This is a genomic window from Glycomyces sp. NRRL B-16210, assembly GCF_000719515.1.
Classification (GTDB): Bacteria; Actinomycetota; Actinomycetes; order Mycobacteriales; family Micromonosporaceae; genus Glycomyces.
In genome coordinates this window covers 139,819-163,870 of the sequence record NZ_JOGR01000011.1, presented here as the reverse complement: position 1 = coordinate 163,870, position 24,052 = coordinate 139,819, and the positions used below count along the sequence as shown (strand labels likewise).

Below are 24,052 nucleotides of genomic sequence, written 5' to 3'. Positions count from 1 at the left end.
CGATTTGTCGAGCGCCCGCCTGATCTACCTGCGGTGCAACACGATCCGAGTCTGTTTGGCGACCTCGGCACGGTGCTGTTGGCGCTGTTCTGGAAACCGGGATTTCCAGCCTCCCACTGCATTCCAGCTTGGAGCTAGTGTTGCCGGGACGGAGGTGGCGTGCGGTGTTCGATGGCGGCCTGTTCGTGTGCGTGTGCTTCGTCGTGGTCGTCGTTGTCGTGGCCGTCCTGATCGCCCACGCGGCCAATTGGCGGAAGTGAGCGATGCCGGTGGCGGCCGTCATGGTGCGGCCAGACCGGTTCTCCAGGCCCATGCGGCCATGCCGACGCGGTTGCGGGACCCGGTCTTGCGCTGGGCGTTGGCGAGGTGCGTCTTCACCGTTCCCGTCGAGATGTACAGCTCGGCGGCCACCTCGGCGTTGGACTTGCCCTCGGCGACGAGCTTCACCACCTGCCGCTCGCGTTCCGACAGTTCGGGACCGGTCGTCGGCTCAGGCGCAGCGAGCCCTCTCAGGAGCCGCACGGTGAGGGAAGGGCTGACGAGGGTGTCGCCCGCGACCGCGGCGCGGACGGCCTCCACGAGCAGGGTCGGGCCCGAGCGTTTGAGAACGAACCCTGAGGCGCCCGCGGTCAGGGCGGCGCGAACGTAATCGTCGTCGTCGAAGGTGGTCACGACGATGACCCTCGGCGGGTTGGAATCTTCGGTGTCGTTGAGGCGCTTGAGGACTTCGATTCCGTCGAGCCTGGGCATGCGGATGTCGGCGAGCACCACGTCGGGGCGCAGTCGCCGGGCTGCGGCCAGCGCCGCCTCGCCGTCGGCGGCCTCACCGACCACCCGCATGTCCGGTTGGGCGTCGAGGATCATGCGGAAGCCGTGGCGGACAAGGTCGTGGTCGTCGGCGATGAGGACTCGGGTCGTCACAGCGGCAGCACCGCCGATACGCGCCAGCCGTCGTGGTCGCCAGGTCCGGCTTCGAAGGTCCCGCCGAGGCCGGTCACGGCGACCGCGAGTTGTTGCAGCCCTTGTCCGCCTGCGATGCGGGCCGCGGGCGCTCCGGTCGGTCCAGGCGGTCCGTTGGCGACTTCGACCGCCAGCGCGTTCGGCAGCCTGGTCACGGCGATGCGGACCTCGGTTGCATCGGGCGCATGTCTACGCAGGTTCGTCAGGGCCTCGGTCACGATGCGGTGCGCGAGTGCGCTGATCGCCTCGGGGACGGGCAGGTCCGCAAGTGCGGGATCGATGTGGACGCTCGCCGTCGCTCCCCCGGTTTCCTCGAATCGCCTTGCCAGGGCGGTGATGTCGGCGAAGCCTTCGCCGGGGTGGCGGAGGAGGGCGTCGTGTTCGCGCAGGAGGAGCACGGTCCGGTCGAGTGAGGAGAGGGCGTGCAGGCCGGCGGTCTCGATGCGGGCGAGGGCGGCCAGCGCCTGGGCGGGTTCGCCGACCACTTGCGCCGCTTGGGCTTGGACGACGATTCCGGTCACGTCGTGGGCGACGTAGTCGTGGAGGTCTCGCGCCAGTGACAGCCGCTGTGAGCGCCTGGCCTCGTTGACGGCGCGTTCGCGTTCGCGCCGCTGGCGGCGCAGGAACCGGCCGACCATCGCGGCTGCTGCCGCCGCGGCGGTCCACAGGAGGACCAGCACCGCGAGTTCCTCCGGTGCGGCGGGCGGTTCCATGCGCAGGCCGAGGCGCAGGGGCGAGAGCCCTGCCGCCAGACCCGCGAGCGTGACCGCGGTCGTCGCGAACCCGGTTCCGGCCGCTCGCGCGCCCAGGGCGACGAGCGCCAAGAGCGCGAGGGTCTCGGCGATCCACCAGGCGGCGGCGCGGTTCGACGTGTTCGCGCCGTGGTCGGCGGTCGCCGCGAGCGACACGACCGCCGGCAGTAGGAGTCCCCAGTGCGGCAGCCAGTTCCGCAGATTCGGCCAGGCGGCGAGGGCGACTGCGGCCGTCGCCGCGGGCGCGGTCGCCACCGGACCGATGGTGAACGCGTCGGTGATCGCGAGGCCGAGGACCGCCGCCGCGGCCGACCAGCGCGCCGCCGGCGCGATCCACTGCTGCATGGGGGCCAAGTCTAGGAGCGGCGGGCGGCGTCGACCTCGGCCGAAAGACAGAGAAAGCGCGCCCCGGCGGCGGCGAGTTCGGCCTCTCGGGGATACCGGCCGCGGTTCGTCCCGGCCAGAGTCGAAGGCATGACCGATGCACGTAGACGACACCGATACCGATGGCCCGCAATCGCAGCCGCCTCACTGCTGGCGTTCGCCGCGGGCGCGGTGGCCTGGCACGCCGCCGCTCGTCCCGCTCAGGCGCTGCTGTTGGCCGACGCGAACCGTGACGGCGCCGTCAGCGCCGCCGACGCGGCGGGCAGGGCCGAGTGGACGGCCGACCGGGGCGCGATCGTGGTGCCGAACCTCGATGACGACCGCGAAGCCTGCCCGGCCCTCGGCTCCGACGGGGAGCGGCTCGGCGACGACGCCCTGGCCGCCTGCTCGGACGGCGCCGACGAGGTGGTCAACGGCGCGGCCGACCTGCTCGACATGGCCGCGCTGCGGATCGAGCCGATGCGCGGCCTCGGCTCCGCCGCGAGCGCGACCGTCACCGTGGACGCCACGTCGAAGGCGATGGCCCGGCTGTTCGTGAGCGACGGCGACGGGGGCCACGACGTGCTGGGACCCGATGACCGCATCGCGGCCGACCGGCTGCGAAGCGGCGTGGACCTGGCGCTCGAGGCCACCGACTTCGCCAGGGACGCCGAGGTCTGGGACGGGTTCATCGACGTGACGCTCACCGTCCGGGACGGGCGGGCCGTCGAGTCCGACCGGGTGCGAGTGCGCGTCGCGCCGCTGCTGCTGAGCCACGACCTGGCGCCGATCGACCGCCTGATCGTGTCCGACAACGGCACCGGTGTCGAAGCGGCGGAACGGGACGGATACGACCCGGGCGCCGAGGCGGCCCCGGTCCACGACGGCGAGGCGGCCTTCCGGGCGGACCTGGTCGCGGGACTGGAGTCCGCGGGGCTCGACGGGCGGCTGACGATGTACCCCACCGGCGACGACCGGTGGATGCGCGACCAGTTCATCACCGGCTACGCCTCGATGCCCGGCCCCGGCGGCGAACCGCACCTGATGACGGTGCTGCTGCGCTCGGCGGTGGTCGACCCCGAGGGCAGCACCGCCGAGTTCCCGCTGCGCGACGCCGGACGCCCCGTGTTCTCGCTGCTGCGCGGGGCCGACACCGCGGCGGCGCAGACCTACAGTCCCGAGCGGGTCGGCGACGACGAGTACAACACGCTGTGGGGCTCGTTCAGCTCCACCGGGAACGTCATCGTCGCGCCGCCTCACACCACTGAGGACGGTTCCTGGCCGGTCGGCCGCGTCCTGTACGGCTCCGACGGCGGCGAGGCCGCGCCCGACCCGGCGTTCGTGAGGCTCCTTGAAGCGCAAGGCGATCAGGGACCTCTCGCCGTCGACACGAGTTGGCTCGGCGTCGGCCACATCGACGAGTTCCTGTCGTTCGTCCCCGCCGACAACGCCCGCGGCTGGGCAGCGGTCGTCGCCGACCCCGGACTGGGGACGCGGCTGCTGGAGCGGCTCGTCGAAGACGGACTCGGGGACCAGACCCTCGTGCAGGGCATCGGCACCGACCGGACCGAGGACTTCGACATGACCGTCGCGGAGTCACTGGAGGCACCGGAACTCCTGGAAGGCAACCGGATCGCCGCGGAGCGCATCGACGCCGCACTCGCGGGCCTGATCGCCGAGCTCGATCTGGACGAGGACGAGATCGTGCGCGTCCCGGCGGTGTTCACCCATCTCGTGGTGGAGGGCTACCCGCGCCAGGAGATCGTGGCGAACCACATGCCCGCCATCGTCAACGGCGTCGAGACCGGCACCGGCGACTTCCTGGCCATCCGACCCCACGGGCCGCTCGACGCGGACGGGCGGGACGTGCTCGCGAGCGCCGCCGAGGCGGCCTTCGCCGCGGTGGGCGGCCGGATCGCCTGGGTCGAGGCCTGGGACTACGGCCACGCGGTCGGCACCGTGGGCGGGGAGATCCACTGCCTCACCAACACCGTGCGCGACCAGTCCGGGACCGACCCCTGGTGGCGCTCCTGACCTGGCTCCGGGTCCTCGGCTTCACGGCCGGGGGCCCGGGACGACGCGGGAGAACGGGCGAGCGTCACGACGGCGCGGGCTGCCCGCCGTGGTCGGGACCTCCGGCCCTGGGCGCTTCGCGGCGGTCCTGCTTACCCTGGCTCGCATGACCACTACTCTGCGCTTCGCCCTTTCCGCCGCATCGGCCATCGCTCTGGCGCTGGCCGTCTCCGCTTGCACCGCAACGGACTCGACTACCCCGGAACCCGATTCCGCATCGACCATTGCCGACGCCGACCTCGACGAGCTGGCCGAGCTCGGCGCGCGCGACCTCATCGCGGCCCTGGAGGCCACGCCGATCGAGCAGCGCCGCACCGATCTGCGGGCGTCGATCGAGCCCGACCGTGTGCTGCTCTCCGCCGGCGACCGGGAGATCGCGGTGCCGATCCCCGAGGATCAGCACTACCTGTCCATCGCGCCGTACGTGTCGAGCACGCACGAGTGCTTCTTCCACTCGCTGACCACGTGCACCGGTGAGCTCGGCGGCCAGGACGTGTCCGTCCGCATCGTCGACGACGAGACCGGCGAGGTCTATGTGGACGAGTCCGGTGCGTTGCACGACAACGGGTTCATCGGGTTCTGGCTGCCCGCCGATCGCACCACCACGGTCACCGTGACCACTAGCGACGGCGAGGGGTCGGCGACCGTGTCGACGGGCGACGAGGACCTGACCTGCCTCACCAGTCTCCAGATCGCCTGAGGAGCGAGCGGCGCAGCCGAACGGAATGCCGACAGGTCGATCATGTCTGTGGGCAATTCGTTCGCGGGCCGCGCCGTTTCGAATGAGCGGCTTTGATCAGGCGGCTGTCGAACCCTCGACGTAGACCCACGCCTTCGCCCCCGACCGCAGGACCATTTCGACGCGGCGGTAGTCCTCGACCTCATAGTCGTCGGCGGCCCGCAGTTCGGCGTCGGTCAGAGTGAGCACCCGGCCGGGGATCTCGTCGGCGTCGTCGCCGGTGTGGACGGCGACCGGGTGTTCGCTGCTGCCGGGGTCCGCGATGACGGCGGGATCGGTGATGCGCAAGGTGTCGAGACGGAAACCGGGGAGCGCGTCGGGCGCCCCCGGGAGTTCGCGTCCGAAACGCGCGCGTTGGACCTGCGGCAGTTGCAGTGTGCCGTAGGAGAACACCAGATGGTCGGGCATACGGGCTCCCAGTTCGGGTCGGTGCGTTCGAGTCCGGATCGACTGCGATGCTTCCAGCCGGAGCTTTCGCGGGTTCACGGAGGTGCCAGGGATGCTGCGGGGAATCCGCGCATCATGACCTGGCAGGCTCACCGTCGTCCCCAGGTTCCGGAGCCTGCGCGGCGGCCGTCAGGTGGCCCTCGAGATCCCCGGTCGCCATGAGCGCCACGCCGATCCCGGCCAGTTCCGCCAGGGCCGAGGAGGTGGTGCGGGAGACCGCGTCGGTCACCAGCGCGACGCGGAAGTCGCGCTCGGAGGCTTCGATGATGCTGGCCCGCGGGCAGTTCGGCAGGTTGCAACCGGCGAACACGACCGTGTCCACACCCGACTCGCGCAGCAGTTCCTCAAGGCAGGTGCGGTAGAACGCGCCCCACCGCGGCTTGAACACCGCCCACTCCGAGGGGCCGAGCCGCTGCGCCGCACCCGAAAGCAGCAGGCCGGGGTCCAGTTCGGGAGCGCCTTCCGGGGCGAGGCCCTCCGCGAGCGCGCTTCCGCTCGTGCCGGGCGCGGCGATCCGCACCCCCGACTGGAGGAGCCTGCGCCGCACGAGGTCGGCGTTCGATCCGCCCTCCTCATAGAGGCGGACCACGTGGATCACCGGGCGGCCCGCGGCCCGGAACGCCGCCGCGGTCTCGCGCAGCGCGGGCAGGATCTCGCTCGTCCCGGGCACCCCGTACGGGGCCTCGGAGAGGAAATCGCGCTGCACATCGATCGTGACCAGCGCCGAGGTCGCGAAGTGCGGCGCGGTATGGGGGTCGGGGCTGGACATGGGCCCGTGCCTTTCGCAAGTGGGTTGGCAGGACCCGAACTTAACTCCCGGCCGGGTGTCGCGAGCACGGTTTTCCGGGGGCTGGGATGCGGGGATAGGGTGAGAGGCATGGGATCACACGCACCGGACGGGTCGGCCGGGGACGCCGACTACGGCCGCATCGGCCAGGGATACCGCACCTACCGGCTCCCTGAACCGGCCTTCGAGAAGGCGATCCTCGCCGCCCTGGGGCCGGCGCGGAGCGTCGTCAACGTCGGGGCCGGTGCGGGCTCGTACGAGCCCGTCGACCGCCAGGTCACTCCGGTCGAGCCCTCGGCCTCCATGCGCGCGCAGCGGCCGTCCCGCCTCGCCGCCGCGATCGACGCGACCGCCGAGTCGCTCCCGTTCGGCGACAACGCCTTCGACGCGGCGATGAGCACCTTCTCGGTCCACCAGTGGAGCGATCTCGAAGCGGGCCTGGCCGAGATGCGACGCGTCGCGACCGGCCCGGTCGTGATCATGACCTGCGACCCCGACCTGGTCGAGCGGTTCTGGCTGAACGACTACGCTCCCGAAGTGCTCGCCACCGAGGCTCGCCGCTACCCCGGCGTCGACCGCATCGCCGCCGCGCTCGGCGGCACCGTCGAGACGGCGTCCCTGCCGATTCCCTTCGGCTGCGTCGACGGGTTCGGCGAGGCCTACTACGGCAGGCCCGAGACGTTCCTCGACCCCGGCGCCCGCAAAGCCAACTCCGCGTGGAGCTTCGTCTCCGAGGAGACCGCCGCTTGCGCGGTCGAGCACCTGCGCACCGACCTCGAAGACGGCACCTGGGACCGGCGCCACGGCCGTCTGCGCACCGCCTCGCGCTTCGAGGGCTCCCTCATCCTCATCACCGCCCGCCCCTGAGGCGACCGCATACGATGGGCTCTCGGACTGAGAGGAGCGGACGCCGATGCCGTTGGAAGCGCTGATGACGCTGGGGTCGCCGAGGCCGATCACACGGTGGGGCGAGCCGGTGCTGCACCGGCCCTGCCGACCGGTCGACGAGTTCGGCCCCGACCTGTGGAACCTGCTGTGCGACATGTTCGCGACCAATGCCGCGGCCGACGGCGCGGGCCTGGCGGCCCCGCAGATCGGTGTCGACCTGGCCGTGTTCGTCTACGACTGCCCCGACGCCTACGGCAGGCGCCGCCGGGGCCTGGTCTGCAATCCCCGCATCGAACTGGCCGCCGAGCCGCTGGACGACACCGATCTGGAAGGCTGCCTGTCGCTGCCCGGCGCGTACCTCCCGGTTCCGCGGCCGGACTTCGCGATCTGCCACGGGCAGGACCAGTTCGGGCAACCGGTCAAGGTCGCCGGGACCGGCGTCCTCGCCCGCTGCCTCCAGCACGAGACCGACCACCTGGGCGGCGTCGTGATGGAGGACCACCTCACCGCCGCCGAGCGCCGCGACCTGCGCCGCCGGCACCGCAAGGTCGCCGCCCGATACCCCGACTCCTGGCCTAGCTGACGCGACCGTCAAGGCGCGCAACACGTCTGCGAGAAGCCGCGGACGGAGATTCAGTCGAGGGCCGCGAGGCGGCGGGGTTCGAGGAGGGCCGCCAGGAGGTAGGCGCCGCCTCCGGCGAGGGCGAGGACCCAGAACGGTCCCGGCGTGTCGAGGAAGAGCGCCGCCGCGGAAACCAGGGTGAGCCAGCTGCCGAGGTTGTAGTGCAGGGTGTTGCGGCGGACGGCGCCCTCGGCGATGTTGATCATGCCGACGACGAACACAGCGCCGACGGGCCACAGCACGTCCCCCGCCTCGGGGACGTCGAAGGTCGTCGTCAATCCGGTGACGCCCAAGGCGAGAGCGACGAAGCCGGTGGCCCAGGCGGTGCCCAGGAGCTTCTCGGCCTTGATCCGGTCCGGTCCGGCCCCGCGCTGGGCCCGGTTCCCGGCGATGAACGCGAGGGCCACGCCGGGCACGACCCCGATCCCGAGGAGCACGAACGGAAGCCACGGCGGCAGGTCCAGCAGCGGGTCGGGGCCTTTCGACACCGCGAAGGCGCCGTGCCCGAACACGAACGCGAAGGCGAAGGCCGCGTAGGAGAACCGGCTGTCGAGGCGGCCGGGTTCGCTCGCCGTCGCTTCGGCGATGACGATGGTCTCGGTCATGGTGGTCTCTCCGGTCGTAGCGGTTCCGAGGCCGAGTCGTCAGCCTCGCGGACGCTCACGCGCCCAACGAGATTCGGTTGGTGCGAGGTCAGCGGCGCGCGGCCGGTCGCCGCAGCGCGGCGTCCGCGAAGAAGGCCGCGAACCGTGCGGCCGCGCGCGTTCGGCGGGCGAAGGTGAATCCCTGGCCCGAGATCGACATGCCCAGCCGCAGCAGGTCGATCGCGCCGATGACGACCGTGAACCGTTGGCGCTCAACGGTTCCGGCGTCCACCGGCGTGATCTCGGAGCGGAGGTTCGTCAACCCCGTCAGCAGTGCGACCGGGTTGCGGGACCGCACGGTCTTGGCGCCGGTGAGCCGCCACGACCTGCCTTCGTCGTCCTCGAAGCCCAGCGCGTACGACATCGCCTCCGAACGGCCCCTGGGGAACAGGGAGAGCGTCCCCGAGACCTCGGCGCGCGTGGCGAGTCCTTCGACGTCGATCCGGCCGCGCATGAGCACGGTGTGCGCCTCGTCGGCGAGGAACGGGTCCATGCCCGGAATCGTCGCCTCCAGTTTCAGCACGACGCTCACGGGTGCGCGGCGGCGCGTGGCCATCCGCTCCCGGAACACCACGCCGTCCCCTTCGGTGGCGATGCGCAGCCGGGACTGCGACCGGGACGCGGCGTCCTCGGGCACCTCGGCGGCGGTCACCGAGTCCCATTCCGGTGCGCGCCAACCGGGCCGCCCGGAGCGGCGGATGACGGTCTCGATCGCCTGCTCGGCGGTGGCGAGGATGGTGGCGGAGGGGTTGACGCCGGTCGCGGCCGGGAGGACCGAGCCGTCCATGATGTACAGACCGGGGTAGCCGTGCACCTCCCCGGCCTCGTCGACCACCGCTGCGGCGGCGTCGGGCCCGGGGCGCACGCCGCCCAGCGCGTGGACGGTCACGGTGCGGCGCATGACCGACCAGGTGAAGGGGTTGTACAGGCGCGCGTCCAGGAGCTTCGCGACCGCGGGCCCCACGCGCACCTGCGACCGGTAGAGCCGGCGCTGCCACCGGTTGCGCCACGCGAGGGTCGCGCGGCCCTTGCCGTCCAGGCGCAGCCGCCCCTGCCCAGAGTCGTAGCCCATCGCGAGCACCGTGAACCGCTGGCGCGGCCTGGTCCTGCGCACGCGCCGCCGCCACCATCCGCGGACGCGCCGCGCCGGCAGCAGCGCGTCGAGCAGGGCGTGCAGCGGCGGCGGGAACGCGCCGTCCTGCACCTGGTACCACACCGGCCGCCCGCCTTCGGGCACGTCCAGGACGGTGCTGGTGGTGATGGTCGGGCCGGTCGTCATGTCCTCGCGCTCGCCGCGGAGCTCGGCGAAGGTGAGGAAGTCGCCGTTGCCCGAGAAACCGCGGCCGAGCGCATCCGAGAGGCCGGGGAGGGTCCGGTGGAGATCGCGGGACCGCAGCAGCAGTTCGTTGGTGGCGACCGCCCCGGCGGCGAGGACCACCCGCGGCGCGGTCCAGGTGCGATGCGCGGCTTCGGGATCGGAAGGGGTCGAGGCGGACACGCGGTAGCCGCTCCCCCAGGGTTCGACGCGGTCGACCTGCGCGTCGGTGACCGCCTCGGCCCCGGCGCGCTCGGCGGCGGCGAGATAGGTGTGGTCGAGGGTGTTCTTGGCGCCGTGGTTGCAGCCGATGACGCATTCGCCGACGAAGGCGCACCCGCGGCGCTCGGCCCCGTGGAGGTTCGTGCGCCACGTGTCCGGGTCGCCGAAGGTCACCGCCAGGTTCGGCCGCACGGTCGCCTCGGACTTGTCCGTGCCCGCCAGGAGCCGCTCCATGAGCTCGGTGCGCGGCGGCGGCCTCCCGTCGCGCGGGTCCTCGCCCACCGGGGCGACGCCCATCATGTGCGCGGCCAGGTCGTAGTACGGGTCGAGCCGCCCGCGCCGCAGGTGCGCGGGCCAGCGCTCGTCCTGCGCCCCTTCGAAAGGGCGGGCGAAGACGTTCGCGTACGCCAGCGACCCGCCTCCCCAGCCGGCCGCCTGGACGCTGCCCATGGTGTCGAGCCAGCGGATGTCGAACAGGCCGCGGTCGACCTCCCAGAGCCAGCCGTCGTCGAGGCGCGGCCGCCGGGGGAACTCGCCGGGGTTCCAGCGTCGGCCGCGTTCGAGGACGATGACCGAGAAGCCCGCTTGGGCGAGGCGGGCCGCGGCGACCGCGCCGCCGAACCCGCTGCCGACGATGACCGCGTCGGCGTCGAATTGATCCGTCATGGACGTTTCCTTAAGGGGGCCTGGGGGTGTCCGCGGCGGCGGGCACCCCCGCGGTCGGTCAGGGCTTCGCGTGCCTGCCGGGGGCGGCACTGCCGAGGTACTCGTCGAGGCCGTCGATGAGCTCGACGAGGTCGGGGTGGGCGTCGAAGCGGCGCTGGTGGATCGCGGCGATCTTCGCCGCCAGTTCCGGGTCCGGGTCGTCGGAGATGTCGAACGAGGCGAACCTGGCGATGAGCGGGAGCCCGGCCCGGTCGATCTCGAGGTGCTCCGGGGCGTTCATCATCGCCTCGTACTCGTCCAGGTCCTTCACCGCGTTGACGGCGCCGTACTCGTAGTCGCCGCCGAAGTCGCGGCCGAACAGGCCGGTGTCGTTCGCGTCGACCTGCCCGGTCATGCCCGCGACGACCGCGTTCACGACCTCCTCGGGGACCTCGGGTCGGATGGTGAAGCGGATGCAGTGGTAGATCATGGGTGTTCCTTCCTTGGGTGTGCGTCGATCCGATTGCCCTGAAGTGGACTCAGGGTGTTCAGGTCATGTGGTCGTAGGCGACTCGTTCGAATTCGAGGTAGCCGCCGTAGGACGCGGCGTCCATGAACGGCAGCAGTTGGGTGGCCCAGTAGCCGCCGATGCCCTGCTCCCGGTCGATCCAGTAGTAGAGGTTCGCCAGTCCCGCCCAGCCCTGGGCGCCCGCGGATCGTCCGGTGGGCGCGGTCTCCTCGTTGACCATGAACGCCAGTGACCAGGACTTGCCGATGCCGGGGAAGAACTCGACGTCGTTGGAGACCCAGGGGATCGCGCTGCGGAGCGCGGTGACCTTCACGCCGTCAGGCAGGTGCGGGCGAACCGCCTCGCGCACCGTCTCCGGTCGCAGCACGCGGCCGCGGTCGCCCATGCCGTCGTTGAGCCACATGCGGATGAAGGCGAGGTAGTCGCCCACGGTGCCGTAGAGTCCGTGCCCTCCGGCGTCGATCTCGGGCGGGGGCGGCGGTCCGGTGTCCAGCGGCGCGATGCCGCCGTCGGGGGTGCGCAGATGCATGTCGGCGAGTTTTCGCTGGCGCGCCTCGTCCAGAGTGAACGACATCGTGGTGATGCCCAAGGGCTGGAAGACCTCGCGGGAGAGCACCTCGCCGAGGCGCTCTCCGGTGACGCCTTCGATGACCTGGCCGACCCAGTCGACATTGGACCCGTACTCCCATCGGGTTCCGGGGTCGAACGACAGCGGCGTGCGCAGGGCCGCGCGAGTGCAGCTGTTGATGGAGGGCTGGCGCTGCTCGTAGACGAGACGGGCGTAGTCGGCGTTGAAGAACTCGTAGCCCAGTCCGGCCGTGTGCGTGAGCAGTTGGCGCGTGGTGATGTCGGCGGCGGGCGGGCGGAGCACCGGCTCGCCGTCCTCGTCGAAGCCGGTGAGCACTTGCAGCACACCGATGTCCGAGGCGTATCTCCGGGCCGGGGCGTCGAGGTCGAGGCGGCCGCGTTCCACCAGTTGGAGCGCGGCGGTCGCCGTGACCGCCTTCGTCGTGGACATCATCGCGACCGGCGATTCGACGCCGAGCGGCTCCGGTCCGCCGCTGCGGCGGACTCCCGCCGCGCGCAGGTACACCGTCCGGTCCTTGTCGGTGATGCCCGCGACGACGCCCGGCACGCCCGGTGCGGAGGCGACGGTCCGGTGGATCACCGCATCGGCCGCTGACGTGAGCGCGTCGATCATCTGAGTCCTCCTGTCTTCGGCGGGGCGGGTCTGCGCCGCCAGGGGCCGCTCGGGCCGCCCGGACCACGATCGACCCGACCTCACGGCAGGAGCAAATATCCTTGCCAAATGGCAAACCGGACGGCCGCGAGCGGTCGGAAGTGGTTCCGGAACCTGATCGGCAGCCCTACGTTAAAACCTCACGTCAGCGTGAGGGGCAAGCGATGTGGCACGGTTCACGCGCGTGATGCACAAGGGGCCCTTGGTGAATGACGCACCGTCACCGTCGGGCCGGTGTGATGTCGAGCGGGATCTGGGCGGGCCCGCGCCGATGCGAAGCGGCCCAAAATTCGCCCTCGGCACGCGGCACCAGTGGCGTTCGGGGAGTCAGTTCATCCCGATTGCCGGGAGTCCTCCACCGGCAGCGGGCCTTCCCCGGCGTGGCCACGGGTGGTCGCCAGCACGTCCTCGAACCGCTGCCGGATGATGTCCAAGTCCTTAATGGACCCGAGGATGCGGGTGTACTCGGATTCCAAGCGCCGCACCGCGTCCTGCGCCCGCTCCGGGCTGGGCGAGTCGAGGCACGGCATGAGCTCGAAGATGGTGCGGCTGGACATGCCCGCCCCGTAGCACAGTTGCAGCTTCTCGATCCGCCTGACCGCGTCCTCGGGATAGTGCCGTTGACCGCTCGCGCTGCGCGTGGGGGCGAGCAGTCCCTGCTCCTCGTAGTAGCGCAGGGCGCGGACGGTGACGCCGGTCCGTTTCGCCAGTTCTCCGATGCGCATGCTCTCCCCTTCGCGAACCGCGTCGCGGGCCTTACCTGGACATGAGCGTTCAGCATATCGCCTCTGCCCCTGGGCCCTCTCCGATCGTTCGGCACCGCCGCGACCCTATGCCGCTTCGGACTTCGTCGTCACCGAGGGCCGGTGGAGACGCGGATGTGGGCGCGTTCGCCTCGCCGCCCTACGAGACTGAGGTATTCGACGGGCCCCGAGGCGGTGGCCCCGAACCAGTGCGGCGTGCGGGTGTCGAACTCCGCCGCCTCGCCGGCGCGGAGCCGGAGGTCCTGGTCGCCGAGGACCAGCCGCAGGGTCCCGTTGAGGACGTAGGCCCAGTCGTACCCCTCGTGCGAGCGCAGATCGGGGAGGGCGTCGTCGCGTCCGGCGGGGATGACGAACTTGTACGCCTGGATGCCGCCCGGCCGGCGGGTGAGCGGGATGATGATCGACCCGTCGTCGCAGGACAGGGGCCGCAGATCCACGCGGGGGTCGGCGGTGCGCGGGGCGTCGACGAGGGAGTCGATGGTGACGCCGTGGTAGCGGGCCAGCGGCAGGAGCTGCTCCAGGGTCGGCCGGCGCAGCCCGGCCTCCAGGCGGGACAGGGTGCTCGCGGAGATCCCGGTCGCCGCGGCGAGGTCGGTCAAGGTGATGTCGCGCCGCAGCCGCAGGTGCTTGAGCCGGGGGCCGACGGCGTCGAGAGTCGCTTCGTTCGCAGTGTTCACATCTCCGATATTGCCATTCGGCAAGAATGTTTGCCACTTTGACGAGCTCCGGTGATCCTGGTGCAGGCCCCACGAGCTCCACGAAAGGACCCCAGAGCCATGTCTTCCACCGCCGTCTCCGCCGAGGACGAATCCGTGATCGCCGATCCGCGCCGCCGCCGGGCGATCCTGTGGGCCGTGTGCGTCGCGCTGATGGCCGTCGTCGCGTCCGTCTCCGGGCTGAACGTCGCCCAACCGCAGTTGGCCGCGACCTTCGACGCCTCCCAGGGGCAGGTGCTGTGGATCATCAACACCTACACCCTCACCCTCGCGGCCCTGCTGCTCCCCTTGGGCGCGGCGGGCGACCGCTGGGGGCGCAAGCCCGTCCTGATCGCCGGTCTGGCGGTGTTCGGGGTCGCCAACCTCGCCGCCGCGGCAGCGCAGACCGCGGAGCTGATGCTCGGCGCGCGCCTACTCAGCGGGGTCGGCGCGGCCATGATCATGCCCGTCACGCTCTCGGTCATCACCTCGTCCTTCCCCGGCGAGGAGCGCTCGAAGGCGATCGGCATGTGGACCGCGGTCGCCGGCGGCGGGGGCATCCTCGGCATGTACCTGTCCGCGCTGCTGGTGGACGTGGCGTCCTGGCGGTGGCTGTTCGCCCTGCCGATCGCCCTCACGCTCGCCTCAGTCCTGATCGGCGTCCGCGCCGTCCCGAACTCCCGCGAGGCCGCGCCCGGCCGGTTCGACGCCGTCGGCGCGCTGACCTCGGTCGTCGCGGCCGTCGGGTTCACCTACGCGCTGCACGAGGCGCCCGCGCTCGGCTGGGGCGACCCCGTCATCGTCCTCACGCTCGCGGTCGCCGTGATCGCGACGGCCGCGTTCATCGTGCGGGAGCTGCGCGCGCCGTTCCCGCTGCTGGACCTCGGGCACTTCCGCACCCGCGGGCTCTCCAGCGGCACCACGCTGCTGCTGGTCCTGTTCGGCGTGCAGGGCGGGGTCTCGCTGGTCCTGTACCCGTTCTTCCAGGTCGTGCTCGGTTGGAGCGGCCTGCTCGCCACCCTCGGCCTGATGCCCATGGCGCTGCTGATGATGCTCGCCTCCGGCCTCGCCCCCCGCCTGGCCGCGCGGGTCGGCGTGCGGGCGGCGATGGTCACCGGACTGGTCGTCGCCGGCGGCGGGCTCGCGCTGATGGCTTCGCTCGTCTCGGTCTCGGGCGGCTATCGCAGCGTCCTGCCGGGTCTCATCGCCATGGGGCTGGGGGCGGGACTGGCGATGACGCCCTCGACCGAGGCGATCACCTCCTCACTGCCGCGGGAGCAGCAGGGCGTGGCCTCCGCGCTCAACGACCTCACCAGGGAGCTCGGCGCCGCCCTCGGCATCGCCCTGCTCGGCGGACTGCTCGTGGCCGGTTACAGGAACGCCATCGGCGACCGTCTCGACGGGGTGCCGGCCGACCTCGCCGCGACCGCGAGCGAGGGCATCGCGAACGCCACCGCCGCCAGTCGGCACGCGGACGGGCACGGCGAGCAAATCCTCACCGCCGCAAGGGAGGCGTTCATCGCCGGATGGCAGCAGGCCATGTGGGTCGGCGTGGCCGTCATGGCGGCGCTCGTGCTCTTCATCGTCCTGAGAGGACCGGTGAGCACGCCCGCAGACGAGGACACCAAAGTGGATGCTGTCGGGAAACAGGCCTGAATCGCCCAGGTGCTCAAGGCGATCACTTGCCCGCGTCGAGGTCGACCGCTTCGGAGGCCTTGAGGAGCTTGGTGTCGAACCTGCCGAGCGCCGAGAGCAGCGGCCCGGCCTTCAGCAGGAGGTTGCGGGCGCCGATGCCGAACGCCGTGCGCGGGGCCAGGAAGGCCAGGCCCGGGTCGGCGATGGCCTGGTTGGCGACCGCGTACGGGCGCATACGGGTCTCGTAGGCGGCCAAAGCGGTCGCGGGGTCGTCGTGTTGGGCGAGCGCTTCGGCGAGGAGGTAGGCGCCGACCATCGCGAGGCTCGTGCCCTGGCCCGACATGGGGGAGGGTCCGTAGCCCGCGTCGCCGAGGAGGGTGACCCGGCCCTTGGACCAGGTGTCCATTTTGATCTGGGTGACCGAGTCGAAGTAGAAGTCGGGGGCGTCCTCCATCTCGTCGAGGATGCGGCCGGTCTCCCAGCCCATGTCGCCGAAGGCCTCGCGCAGGTAGGCCATCTGCTCCTCGCGGGGGCGGCGGTCGATGTCCGACTCCTCGTCGATGCGTTGGAGGAGCAGGCCTTTGGCGCCTTCGGCGCGCGGGGAGTGGTAGACGGCGCTGAAGCGGCCCGGGGTGTTGTGGGCGCGCACCTCGCGGTCGAGTCCGAGGTGGTTCGGGATCGTGAAGATGCTGATGTAGGAGTTGAGGAAGCGGCGGTAGGGCGCTTCGGGGCCGAAGGCGATGCCGCGGACGTTGGAGTGGAGGCCGTCGGCGCCGACGACGAGGTCGAAGGTCTGCGGGTCGGCCTCGGCGAAGGTCGCGCGGACGCCGTCGCCGGTCTGGTCGAGTCCGGTGATGGTGTCGCCGAAGCGGTATTCGGTGCCGGTGGTCGTCTTGTGGATCAGGTCCACGAGGTCGCCTCTGAGGATCTCCAGGGAGCGGTCGGGCGAGGAGGTCGCCCCCGGGTCGATTCCGGCCTTGCGGCGGCCGTCCGCGTCCACCATGGAGATTCGGGCGATCTGGGTGGTCCTCTCGTGGACCGCGTCGAGGATGCCCATCCGCTCGGCCACGTTGATGGCCTTGCCGCGCAGGTCGATCGCGTAGCCGCCGTCGCGCAGGGCCGGGGCCTTCTCGACCACGGCGGCGCGGATGCCGTGGCGTTCGAGCCAGTGGGCGAGGGCCGGTCCGGCGATGCTCGCTCCAGAGATGAGGACGTTGTCTACCGCGGTCATTCGTGTCGCTCGCTTTCGTCGGGCGGGGTGCCGGTCCCGTGCTGGAGCACGTCGAGGGCCTGGTCGAGGAGGTCGATCGGGGATTCCTTGAAGTCGTTGAGGGTCCAGTGCCGCATCGCGCCGAGGATGCCGGCGACGAGGGCGTGGACGAGGACGTGGGATCTGAGTTCGCCGTGGACGGGGGCGACGTGCGCGGCGATGCGGCGCGAGAAGGCGGCCGCGTGCAGCGCGAGGGTCGCTTCGACGGCGGGGACGCCGTAGACGAGGCGCAGGCGGCGCTTGGACCTGCGGAGCTGTTCGCCTTCGAGGTTCACGAAGCCGAGGTGGAGCCCTTGCCGCAGCCCGTCGATCGGGTCGCTGCTCGCGAATGCGTCGACGAGCGGCGAGAGTTCGACCTCGTCGAACTCGTCCCAGATGACGAGCATCTCCTTGGTGCCGAAGTAGCGGTAGACCGTTCGCGGGGAGACCTCCGCGGCCTCGGCGACCGCCTCGATGGTGACCGCGTCGAAGCCGCGGGCCTCGAACAGGTCGAGGGCCGCGTCCTGGATCCGCTCCATCGCGGCGATCTTCTTGCGGGCGCGCAGCCCCAGGGGCTCACCGCGATGCTCGGTCATACGAAAAGCATATAGGCAGTCACTGACAAATGGCAGTGACTGCCTATGAATTTCAGCGACATGTATCCCACAACACACCGCTCGGCGTCTGTCTCGGCGCTAGTCGGTCAGGTCCTTCAGGCGGCGTACCAGCAGGTCGGCTTCCTTGGGGTCGGTGCGGATGCCGAAGACCTCTTCGAGGAGTTCGGGGACCTCGTGCGGCGGCACGGTCTCCTTCTTCAGGACGCCGTCTGGGTACTCGGTCGTCCAGGCGAGCGCGTCGAGCGAGTCGTGCCGGTCGGTGCGCAGCCGCTGGACGAACGGGCGGATCACGAAGGGGGAGCGGTCGTTCGAGGCGACGAAGTGGTTCCCGACCGCGAAGTCGATCGGGTACTGCGGGTTCTCGGTGAAGACCTGCCGCACCTGCCAGCCATCCGGCCCGTCGGTCCCCTCCCCGAGCTGGTGCACGGCCCAGCCCGGCGATCTTTGGGTGATCTCCTGCCACCGCAACAGGTACGGCCAGGGCCCCGCGTCGCTCCGGGCGCCGTCGACCAGCTCGATGGGCTCCAACGGACTGGCGCCGAAGCCGACGTCGCTCAGCCAGCGCGCGCCCTCCAGCTCCACCAGGAGCATCGCGTGCGTCGCCGGCCGGGGCCTGCGGGAGTCCGCGCCCAGCTGCACTCTGCCCGAGACGGCGGTGAAGTGGAATCCGAGCTTCTCCAGCGCGGCGGCGAAGAGCGCGACGTGCTCGAAGCAGTAACCGCCTCGGCCGCGGCGGATCAGCTTGTCCTGCAAGGAGGGCACGTCGAGTCGCACCTCGCGGTACAGGAAGCTGTCGAGGGTGTCCCATCGCACGGTCAGCACATGCGCGCGTTGCAGGGCGCGAAGCGTCTCCAGGGTGGGGGCGCGGCCGCCCTCGTACCGCAGGTGGGCGAGATAGGCGTCAAGGTCGAGTTCCTCGCTGTTCCACATGTGCGGGCCAACGTCCGCTCCGCGACCGGTATTCCGGAACCGCGTCACCAGGCCATGGCGCGCAGTTGCGCCGGCATCGTCTTGAGCGCCTCGAACCACATGGACAGCCGTCCGCATGCGCAGCGGGCGTAGACGACGGTGCCGGTCGAGGTGCGGTGGCGCGACACGACGGTCAGGGCCTCGCTCATGCGCAGGTCGCAGAGCGGGCAGCGGTCCTCGGCGTGCTTCTCGTTGCTCATGGGTCCAGTCTTCGCCTAGAATCGTTCGGGAACAACGAAAGTTTTCGCACCGGATCTTGCGAGGTTTCCGAATGATCGATCCCCGGTTGCAGTCGCTTCGGGTCCTGCGGTCGCACGGCACGGTCACCGCTACGGCCCTCGCCCTGCACCTCACGCCGTCCACCGTCTCGCAGCAGCTCAAACAGCTCGCCCACGACACCGGCATCCGCCTGCTGGAGCCGAACGGCCGCCGCGTCCGGCTCACCCCGGCCGCGGAGAAGCTCCTCGAACACGCCGATCTGCTGTACGCGCAATGGGAACGGGCCAAGGTCGACCTCGCCGCGCTGGAGGCGGGCCGCATCGGGGATCTGCGGCTGTGCGGCCTGTCCAGCACGATCTCGGCCTTCGTCGCCCCCGCCGCCAAGCGGCTGCGCGAGGAGCACCCTGGGGTGCGGCTGCGTCTGGCCGCGGTCGAGGCGGCCGAGGCGTTCCGGATGCTCGAATCCGGTGACGCCGACATCGCCGTCGTCACCCCGCACGACGCCACGCCGCAGCCCGGCGACGCGCGGTTCGAGCAGCATTTCCTGGTGGACGACGTCGAGGACCTGCTGGTGTCGGTCGACCACCCGCTGGCCGGGCGCGAGGGCGTGACGCTGGCCGAGACCGCCGACGAGGAGTGGGTCGGCATGCCCGCGTGCCTCGACCAGCATCAGCTGCTCCTCAGCTCCGCCGCGGCGGCCGGATTCACCCCCGACCTCGCGCACCGGGCCGACTCGTGGACGAGCATGTCCGGGCTCGTGTGCACCGGTTTCGGTGTGGGCCTGTACTCCCGGCTGGTGCCGGTCCCGGCCGAGCACGACGTGGTGCGGGTGCCGATCCTCGGCCACCCGGTGCCGACCCGGCCGCTGTTCACCGCGGTGCGGCGCGGCAGCGCCGAGCTGCCCGCCATCGCGTACGGTCTGGACGCGATCCGCAAGGAGGCCGCCCGCGCCCGTCCTTAGGGCGCGGGCTCCCGGGTGGTCACAGCACCGCGCGTACGGCCTTGATCTTGCGGATCGCCGCGGCGGCGCCCCAACTGAGCGGGGCCGCGAGAGCGAATCCGAGCGCGAACTTCAGGACCGGCGTCAGTGCGACGGGTTCGAGCACGGCCACGACGCCCACGATGATCGGGGCGTGCAGCAGGAACACCGCGAAGGCGTTCGCCGAGAGGAACCGGCTGACGGGTCCCGTGCCGTTGAAGTGGCGTTGGAACACGCTCAGCAGCAGCAGGACCGCGCCGACGGCGAACATGGAGTCGCACAGCGCGAAGCCCAGGTGGGCGAGATCGCTGCCGGGCGGCGGATTCTCGAGATCGAGCACCGCGTAGCCGCCCAACGCGATCGGCACGAGGGACCCGACGATGAACGCGACGCCGAGCAGCCCGGCGCGCTTGGGCAGCGTCCGCAGCCAGCCGCGCCGGTAGGCGACGATCCCGAGGAAGAACAGCGCCGCGTACTGCGGCATGTAGGCCGCGCTCGGCAGTCCGAGGATCGGCACGTACATCACCAGCGGCACGGCGATGCGCCACACATAGGACACGACTGCGAGGGCCAGCGCGAAGGCGAGGATCTGCCAGGCGCGCAACCGCATCGGCTCCACCGGTTCCGGCGTCTCGGGCCGGCGCGAGCGGAACCACGCGTACAGCAGCGAGAACGCCAGCAGCACCTCGAGGAACCACATCGGACCGTTGTTCGACTCGGTGAGGTAGAAGTGCCAGTAGGGCGGCCGGTCCTCCAGGCCCAGGTAAGTCGGCAGCGTGTAGAGCGGGCGGAGCAGGATCACGAACGCCAGGAACGGGATCCCGAGCCGCCGCAGCCGCTCCAGGGCGAAGGACCGGCTTCCGCGGCGGTCGATCGAACCGGGCGTGAAGTGCCCGGACAGCAGGAAGAAGAAGCCCATGAAGTAGAGCTGGTTGAGCACGACGAACACGTCGAGCGGGAGTCCCGTGGCCGGGTCGGCCGGTCCCTCCCAGTTGGGCCAGGCAGGGATGTTGCCGTAGACGATCGCCACGTGGTGGGCGACGACGAGGAATGTGAGGTAGACGCGGAGGTTGTCGAGGTAGTGCAGCCGCGCCTTGGGAGGCGACGTCGCCAGTGGTGTCGGGGTGGTGGTCGTGGTGGTGGTGTTCATGATCGCTCCCTGGGTGTGGTGGCGTGATCGAACAGGGCGACGACTTCGGCGGTGAACGCCGCGACGTCGATGTCGGGGAAGCCCATGACCTGGAAGGTGAAGCCGTCGATGACGCGGCGGACGGAGATCGCCATGACCCGCGGGTCGAACTCGCGGAACTCCCCGGAGGCCTGCCCGGCCTCGAAGATCCGCATCAGTTCGCCGTAGCTCTCCGCGTCCCAGGCGTTGTTGTAGACGAGGCGCCCCTCGGCGTCCCGGAGGTTCCTGACGACCTCCACCACTGCTCCCACCTCGCGGGCATGGGAGCCGATGAAGGCGAGATGTCCCTCCAGATAGGACTTGAGGGCGGCGCCGGCCGTCGCGGGCTCCCCCGCTTCGGCGCGCTCGTACAGGAAACCGATCCCGCGTCGGTACACCTCCTGGACGATCGCCTTGAGCAGGTCGGACTTCCCCGCGAAGTGGTAGGAGATGAGCCCCTTGCTTATCCCCGCGTGTTCGGCGATGCGGTTGAGGGACGCGCCCGCGTAGCCGAGATCGGCGACGACGTCGATCGCGTGCTGGAGGATCTGCGCCCTGCGGGCGGCCTCGGTGATGGTCGGTTCGTCGTCGGACTGACCACTCGTACGAAAATTTGACCGCATGGTCAGAACTGTACGCGATACGGGTTACCCGTTTCGAACTCGGGAGTCCGATGGGTCCTGAACTGCGGGTTTGTGTTGGAGTGCACTCCAGGTCATAGCGTCGAGGGCATGATGCGACGAAATCTTGGAGACAGTGGAATCGAAGTCAGTGGGATCGGCATGGGCTGCTGGGCCATCGGCGGTCCGTTCCACAACGACAACGGTCCGAGCGGGTGGGGCGAGGTCGACGACGACGAGTCGACCCGCACCGTTCACCGGGCGCTCGAACTCGGCGTCGACTTCTTCGACACGGCCGACGTGTACGGGGCCGGGCACAGTGAGCGCGTGCTCGGCCGCGCCCTCGCGGGCCGCCGCGACCAGGTCGCGATCGCCACCAAGTGGGGCTGGAAGTTCGACGAGGAGACGAAGTACGCCGACGGCGGCGACGACTCCGCCGCGTATGTGCGCCAAGCGGTCACGGCCTCGCTCGACCGGCTCGGCACCGACTACATCGACCTGTACCAGCTCCACATGGGCAACCTCGCGATCGACCGCGCCGCGGAGCTCCTTGGGACGCTGGAGGAGCTGGTCGCCGAAGGCAAGATCCGCGCCTACGGCTGGAGCACCGACTCCCCGGAGCGGGCCGAGGCCTGGGGCCGCGACGGGGCCCACTGCGCCGCGATCCAGCACGACTTCTCGGTCATCCGCGGCTCGCGCCACGGGGTCCTCGAGGTCTGCGAGCGCTACGGCCTCGCCTCGATCAACCGCGGCCCGCTCGCCATGGGCCTCTTGACCGGCAAGTACGACGCGTCCACTCAGGTCGGTCCGAAGGACGTGCGCGCCTCGGGCGTCGGCTGGATGACCCTGTTCGGCAAGGACGGCCGCCCTTCACCTGAGGACCTCACCCGCATCGAGTCGGTGCGCGAGATCCTGACCAGCAATGGCCGCACCCTCGCTCAGGGCGCCCTGGGCTGGCTGTGGGCGGTCAGCGACGCGACGATCCCGATCCCCGGCTGCCGCACAGTCGCGCAGGTCGAGGACAACGCCGGGGCCCTTGAGAAGGGGCCGCTCACCAAGGCGCAGGTCGGCGAGATCGAAGCGCTGCTCGCGGTCTGACGAGACGGTTCGTGCCCGCCCTGCCGTGGGAAAAGTTCCGCGGCGGGGCGGGCAGGACGCGGATATCGCGGCGATAGTAGAGGGGTGACCGGAGCCCGCATCCACCCCGACTTTCGATCCGCCGTCGAGCGCGCCCTCGTGGACGAGGTCGGCGGGCGGTTGACCGACATCTACCTCCCCGACGACCGGAGGCTCACCGACCTGTGGGCGATCGGCCGCACTCCCGACGACAACATCCCGGGCAGTCGCTTCCGCGAGGTCGCCCGCAATGTTCGCATCGAAGGACGGCGCACGGTCTACGTCGCGGCCGACGGTACGCGCACGGCGCTGCCCGTTCCCCGCGACGGCGTCACCCCGCATCATGAGCCGCTGGCACCGCGATCGCACGCGACGGTCGTCTGGTCGCAGTTCCCGATGGCGGACACCCGCGTCTACGTCCCCGCCTCGGGTGTCTTCGACCTGGGAGGGATGGCCGATCTGGTCGTCGTCGCGAACAGCGTGGTCTACCGGGTGACGATCGACGTGGGCCCTCGCGCCCTCAAGCGGTTCGTTCCCGATGTCTCCCAAGGCTTTCGGGCATCGCCGGTTTCCTGACCCCGGACCTTCTGCGGACCCTGATTGGGAATGAAGTTGCGCAGGTGGTCTCATGTGGCGAAACTGACCGACGATGATGCCATTGATTGAGATCGATCGCCTGAAGCGGACCGTGACGCCTGCGTGGGAGAGCCCGGTCGCCGACCAGGTCGCCGCCGCATGGGGCTACCCGGCCGGAACCGCGAAGTGGTGGCGCTCCAGCGCCGCGCACGTGTTCGTCCTGCCCGACCCGGACGGGAAGCGCTACTTGCGGTTCGTGCCCGACGCCTACCTCTGCGCCGGGCCGGTCGCGGCGATGAGTTCGCTGATGGACCGGCTCGCCACGGAAGGCGCGGCGGTGGTGCGTCCGGTCCCCGCCCGAGCCGGGACCCTGACCGTAACGGTCCCAACCGCGTTGGGACCGATGCACGCCATGGTGGTCGAGGCCGCGCCCGGCGAGCAGCTCGACGCCGAGGACTTGGACGAGAACCGCGCCCGCGCCTGGGGTGCCGCCCTTGCGGCCCTCCACGAGAGCACGGCCGCGATCGATGCCGCACTGCCCGAGGCGTTCACCGAATTGGCCGCGATCCCCGACCGGTTCGCCCACGACCCGGAATTTGTAAAGGCCGCCTCGCGCTTGGCCGCCCGTATCGCTGGCCTGCCTCGCGACAGCGCACAGTTCGGAATCGTCCACGGCGATTTCGAACTCGACAACCTGGCCTGGGACGCGGGAAAGGCGACCGCGTTCGACTTCGACGAGGCCGCCCACTCGTGGTATGCCGCTGACATCGCTTATGCGGTAAGGGACCTGATCGGTCCGGCCGGACTTCCCACGGCGGAGCACCGTCGGTCGTTCGACGAGTTCATCGCCGGATACCGCAGTGTCCGTCCACTCGGCGATACCGAACTGGCGGACCTGCGATTGTTCGCCGGCGCGCACGCGGCCTGCTCGCTCATCCGCATCGACAACGCCCTCGGCACGGTCGGCGACGACGAACCCGAGTGGATGGCGGACCTGCGGGCGGACCTCACCGCCATGGCGCGATCCCACCGCGAACTCGCGATCACCGCAGCCGAGGCGGTTTGACGGCCGGTCCCGTGGCTTCTCCGATCAGTCCGCCGAGGTAGGCCGTCGGATCAGCCTCCGGGCGGGTGCCTCGCCGATGAGGTGCGCGCTGCGCCTTGAATTCTGGCTCGGCCCGGTGTTCCACGCCGGCCCGATCGCGTTGCTGGCGGTGTG

General features: G+C 70.9%; 25 protein-coding genes. 9 read left to right on the top strand and 16 right to left on the bottom strand.

Annotated features, from left to right (window positions below; genetic code table 11):
* Nucleotides 1–279 precede the first annotated feature (279 nt).
* Nucleotides 280–921 carry a response regulator transcription factor gene (locus IF12_RS0117250; RefSeq protein ID WP_030160572.1) on the bottom strand — a complete coding sequence of 214 codons (642 nt, stop codon included), beginning with the start codon at nt 919–921 and terminating at the stop codon, nt 280–282.
* Nucleotides 918–2,057, bottom strand: a complete 1,140-nt coding sequence (locus IF12_RS0117245; protein WP_051704528.1) for a sensor histidine kinase — start codon at nt 2,055–2,057, stop codon at nt 918–920. Before IF12_RS0117245 ends, IF12_RS0117250 begins: the two co-directional genes overlap by 4 nt.
* 129 nt (nt 2,058–2,186) lie before the next feature.
* Between IF12_RS0117245 and IF12_RS0117240 the strand changes: the two genes are divergently transcribed.
* Complete coding sequence (locus IF12_RS0117240) at nt 2,187–4,109, top strand: protein-arginine deiminase family protein (protein WP_133884079.1); 1,923 nt, start codon at nt 2,187–2,189, stop codon at nt 4,107–4,109.
* Nucleotides 4,110–4,254: 145 nt separating this feature from the next.
* Complete coding sequence (locus tag IF12_RS0117235; protein ID WP_030160566.1) at nt 4,255–4,848, top strand: CueP family metal-binding protein; 594 nt, start codon at nt 4,255–4,257, stop codon at nt 4,846–4,848.
* A gap of 96 nt (nt 4,849–4,944) precedes the next feature.
* Here IF12_RS0117235 and IF12_RS0117230 read toward each other — a convergent pair whose 3' ends face one another.
* Nucleotides 4,945–5,295, bottom strand: a complete 351-nt coding sequence (locus IF12_RS0117230) for a gamma-glutamylcyclotransferase family protein (RefSeq protein ID WP_030160564.1) — start codon at nt 5,293–5,295, stop codon at nt 4,945–4,947.
* Between the two features lie 112 nt (nt 5,296–5,407).
* Complete coding sequence (locus IF12_RS0117225) at nt 5,408–6,103, bottom strand: cysteine hydrolase family protein (RefSeq protein ID WP_030160562.1); 696 nt, start codon at nt 6,101–6,103, stop codon at nt 5,408–5,410.
* Nucleotides 6,104–6,211: 108 nt separating this feature from the next.
* Here IF12_RS0117225 and IF12_RS0117220 point away from each other — a divergent pair, with 108 nt between their 5' ends.
* Nucleotides 6,212–6,988 carry a class I SAM-dependent methyltransferase gene (locus IF12_RS0117220; RefSeq protein ID WP_030160560.1) on the top strand — a complete coding sequence of 259 codons (777 nt, stop codon included), beginning with the start codon at nt 6,212–6,214 and terminating at the stop codon, nt 6,986–6,988.
* 46 nt (nt 6,989–7,034) lie between these two features.
* Nucleotides 7,035–7,592: a peptide deformylase gene (locus IF12_RS0117215; protein WP_030160559.1), complete on the top strand. Its 558-nt coding sequence runs from the start codon at nt 7,035–7,037 to the stop codon at nt 7,590–7,592.
* 50 nt (nt 7,593–7,642) lie between these two features.
* Here IF12_RS0117215 and IF12_RS0117210 read toward each other — a convergent pair whose 3' ends face one another.
* The 6 genes from IF12_RS0117210 to IF12_RS0117185 all read right to left on the bottom strand — a co-directional run bounded on the left by IF12_RS0117210 (nt 7,643) and on the right by IF12_RS0117185 (nt 13,667).
* A complete protein-coding gene (locus IF12_RS0117210; RefSeq protein ID WP_035749416.1) occupies nt 7,643–8,236 on the bottom strand; it encodes a hypothetical protein in 594 nt (197 codons plus the stop codon).
* 88 nt (nt 8,237–8,324) lie between these two features.
* Nucleotides 8,325–10,478, bottom strand: coding sequence for a GMC oxidoreductase (locus tag IF12_RS0117205; RefSeq protein WP_051704527.1), 2,154 nt, complete (start codon nt 10,476–10,478; stop codon nt 8,325–8,327).
* 58 nt (nt 10,479–10,536) lie between these two features.
* Nucleotides 10,537–10,947, bottom strand: coding sequence for a Dabb family protein (locus IF12_RS0117200; RefSeq protein ID WP_030160554.1), 411 nt, complete (start codon nt 10,945–10,947; stop codon nt 10,537–10,539).
* A 58-nt stretch (nt 10,948–11,005) separates the two neighbouring features.
* Complete coding sequence (locus tag IF12_RS0117195; protein WP_030160552.1) at nt 11,006–12,187, bottom strand: serine hydrolase; 1,182 nt, start codon at nt 12,185–12,187, stop codon at nt 11,006–11,008.
* Between the two features lie 371 nt (nt 12,188–12,558).
* Nucleotides 12,559–12,951 carry a MerR family transcriptional regulator gene (locus IF12_RS0117190; protein ID WP_051704526.1) on the bottom strand — a complete coding sequence of 131 codons (393 nt, stop codon included), beginning with the start codon at nt 12,949–12,951 and terminating at the stop codon, nt 12,559–12,561.
* Nucleotides 12,952–13,079: 128 nt separating this feature from the next.
* Entirely contained in the window at nt 13,080–13,667 is a 588-nt protein-coding gene (locus tag IF12_RS0117185) for a helix-turn-helix domain-containing protein (RefSeq protein WP_030160549.1), read from the bottom strand.
* 99 nt (nt 13,668–13,766) lie between these two features.
* On the opposite strand from IF12_RS0117185, the gene IF12_RS0117180 reads away from it, so the two are divergent.
* Nucleotides 13,767–15,341, top strand: coding sequence for an MFS transporter (locus tag IF12_RS0117180; RefSeq protein WP_051704525.1), 1,575 nt, complete (start codon nt 13,767–13,769; stop codon nt 15,339–15,341).
* Nucleotides 15,342–15,363: 22 nt separating this feature from the next.
* On the opposite strand, the gene IF12_RS0117175 is transcribed toward IF12_RS0117180, so the two are convergent.
* The 4 genes from IF12_RS0117175 to IF12_RS0117160 all read right to left on the bottom strand — a co-directional run bounded on the left by IF12_RS0117175 (nt 15,364) and on the right by IF12_RS0117160 (nt 18,355).
* A complete protein-coding gene (locus tag IF12_RS0117175) occupies nt 15,364–16,551 on the bottom strand; it encodes an FAD-dependent monooxygenase (RefSeq protein ID WP_030160546.1) in 1,188 nt (395 codons plus the stop codon).
* Nucleotides 16,548–17,165: a TetR family transcriptional regulator gene (locus IF12_RS0117170; RefSeq protein WP_051704524.1), complete on the bottom strand. Its 618-nt coding sequence runs from the start codon at nt 17,163–17,165 to the stop codon at nt 16,548–16,550. Before IF12_RS0117170 ends, IF12_RS0117175 begins: the two co-directional genes overlap by 4 nt.
* Nucleotides 17,166–17,264: 99 nt before the next feature.
* Nucleotides 17,265–18,116: an arylamine N-acetyltransferase gene (locus tag IF12_RS0117165; RefSeq protein ID WP_030160542.1), complete on the bottom strand. Its 852-nt coding sequence runs from the start codon at nt 18,114–18,116 to the stop codon at nt 17,265–17,267.
* A gap of 44 nt (nt 18,117–18,160) precedes the next feature.
* A complete protein-coding gene (locus IF12_RS0117160) occupies nt 18,161–18,355 on the bottom strand; it encodes a hypothetical protein (protein ID WP_030160541.1) in 195 nt (64 codons plus the stop codon).
* 71 nt (nt 18,356–18,426) lie between these two features.
* On the opposite strand from IF12_RS0117160, the gene IF12_RS0117155 reads away from it, so the two are divergent.
* On the top strand, nt 18,427–19,335 hold the full coding sequence (locus tag IF12_RS0117155; RefSeq protein ID WP_030160539.1) for a LysR substrate-binding domain-containing protein: 909 nt from the start codon (nt 18,427–18,429) through the stop codon (nt 19,333–19,335).
* Nucleotides 19,336–19,354: 19 nt separating this feature from the next.
* On the opposite strand, the gene IF12_RS0117150 is transcribed toward IF12_RS0117155, so the two are convergent.
* Nucleotides 19,355–20,503: an acyltransferase family protein gene (locus tag IF12_RS0117150; protein WP_035749413.1), complete on the bottom strand. Its 1,149-nt coding sequence runs from the start codon at nt 20,501–20,503 to the stop codon at nt 19,355–19,357.
* Nucleotides 20,500–21,144: a TetR/AcrR family transcriptional regulator gene (locus tag IF12_RS0117145; protein ID WP_030160536.1), complete on the bottom strand. Its 645-nt coding sequence runs from the start codon at nt 21,142–21,144 to the stop codon at nt 20,500–20,502. The genes IF12_RS0117150 and IF12_RS0117145 overlap by 4 nt, the downstream gene beginning before the upstream one ends.
* A 108-nt stretch (nt 21,145–21,252) precedes the next feature.
* Between IF12_RS0117145 and IF12_RS0117140 the strand changes: the two genes are divergently transcribed.
* The 3 genes from IF12_RS0117140 (at nt 21,253) to IF12_RS0117130 (ending at nt 23,899) form a co-directional block, all read left to right on the top strand.
* Nucleotides 21,253–22,239 carry an aldo/keto reductase gene (locus IF12_RS0117140; protein ID WP_030160534.1) on the top strand — a complete coding sequence of 329 codons (987 nt, stop codon included), beginning with the start codon at nt 21,253–21,255 and terminating at the stop codon, nt 22,237–22,239.
* 84 nt (nt 22,240–22,323) lie between these two features.
* Complete coding sequence (locus tag IF12_RS0117135; protein WP_030160533.1) at nt 22,324–22,833, top strand: hypothetical protein; 510 nt, start codon at nt 22,324–22,326, stop codon at nt 22,831–22,833.
* 76 nt (nt 22,834–22,909) lie between these two features.
* On the top strand, nt 22,910–23,899 hold the full coding sequence (locus IF12_RS0117130; protein ID WP_369807733.1) for a phosphotransferase enzyme family protein: 990 nt from the start codon (nt 22,910–22,912) through the stop codon (nt 23,897–23,899).
* Nucleotides 23,900–24,052 lie beyond the last annotated feature (153 nt).

Bases quoted from the DNA above. Each gene is read 5' to 3' on its own strand.
- IF12_RS0117150 (WP_035749413.1), bottom strand. From the start codon at position 20,503: ATGAACACCACCACCACGACCACCACCCCGACACCACTGGCGACGTCG.
- IF12_RS0117190 (WP_051704526.1), bottom strand. From the start codon at position 12,951: ATGCGCATCGGAGAACTGGCGAAACGGACCGGCGTCACCGTCCGCGCC.
- IF12_RS0117245 (WP_051704528.1), bottom strand. From the start codon at position 2,057: ATGCAGCAGTGGATCGCGCCGGCGGCGCGCTGGTCGGCCGCGGCGGCG.
- IF12_RS0117140 (WP_030160534.1), top strand. From the start codon at position 21,253: ATGATGCGACGAAATCTTGGAGACAGTGGAATCGAAGTCAGTGGGATC.
- IF12_RS0117165 (WP_030160542.1), bottom strand. From the start codon at position 18,116: ATGTGGAACAGCGAGGAACTCGACCTTGACGCCTATCTCGCCCACCTG.
- IF12_RS0117175 (WP_030160546.1), bottom strand. From the start codon at position 16,551: ATGACCGCGGTAGACAACGTCCTCATCTCTGGAGCGAGCATCGCCGGA.
- IF12_RS0117215 (WP_030160559.1), top strand. From the start codon at position 7,035: ATGCCGTTGGAAGCGCTGATGACGCTGGGGTCGCCGAGGCCGATCACA.
- IF12_RS0117205 (WP_051704527.1), bottom strand. From the start codon at position 10,478: ATGACGGATCAATTCGACGCCGACGCGGTCATCGTCGGCAGCGGGTTC.
- IF12_RS0117235 (WP_030160566.1), top strand. From the start codon at position 4,255: ATGACCACTACTCTGCGCTTCGCCCTTTCCGCCGCATCGGCCATCGCT.
- IF12_RS0117145 (WP_030160536.1), bottom strand. From the start codon at position 21,144: ATGCGGTCAAATTTTCGTACGAGTGGTCAGTCCGACGACGAACCGACC.
- IF12_RS0117220 (WP_030160560.1), top strand. From the start codon at position 6,212: ATGGGATCACACGCACCGGACGGGTCGGCCGGGGACGCCGACTACGGC.
- IF12_RS0117160 (WP_030160541.1), bottom strand. From the start codon at position 18,355: ATGAGCAACGAGAAGCACGCCGAGGACCGCTGCCCGCTCTGCGACCTG.
- IF12_RS0117200 (WP_030160554.1), bottom strand. From the start codon at position 10,947: ATGATCTACCACTGCATCCGCTTCACCATCCGACCCGAGGTCCCCGAG.
- IF12_RS0117180 (WP_051704525.1), top strand. From the start codon at position 13,767: ATGTCTTCCACCGCCGTCTCCGCCGAGGACGAATCCGTGATCGCCGAT.
- IF12_RS0117210 (WP_035749416.1), bottom strand. From the start codon at position 8,236: ATGACCGAGACCATCGTCATCGCCGAAGCGACGGCGAGCGAACCCGGC.
- IF12_RS0117155 (WP_030160539.1), top strand. From the start codon at position 18,427: ATGATCGATCCCCGGTTGCAGTCGCTTCGGGTCCTGCGGTCGCACGGC.
- IF12_RS0117240 (WP_133884079.1), top strand. From the start codon at position 2,187: ATGACCGATGCACGTAGACGACACCGATACCGATGGCCCGCAATCGCA.
- IF12_RS0117225 (WP_030160562.1), bottom strand. From the start codon at position 6,103: ATGTCCAGCCCCGACCCCCATACCGCGCCGCACTTCGCGACCTCGGCG.
- IF12_RS0117130 (WP_369807733.1), top strand. From the start codon at position 22,910: ATGCCATTGATTGAGATCGATCGCCTGAAGCGGACCGTGACGCCTGCG.
- IF12_RS0117230 (WP_030160564.1), bottom strand. From the start codon at position 5,295: ATGCCCGACCATCTGGTGTTCTCCTACGGCACACTGCAACTGCCGCAG.
- IF12_RS0117195 (WP_030160552.1), bottom strand. From the start codon at position 12,187: ATGATCGACGCGCTCACGTCAGCGGCCGATGCGGTGATCCACCGGACC.
- IF12_RS0117170 (WP_051704524.1), bottom strand. From the start codon at position 17,165: ATGACCGAGCATCGCGGTGAGCCCCTGGGGCTGCGCGCCCGCAAGAAG.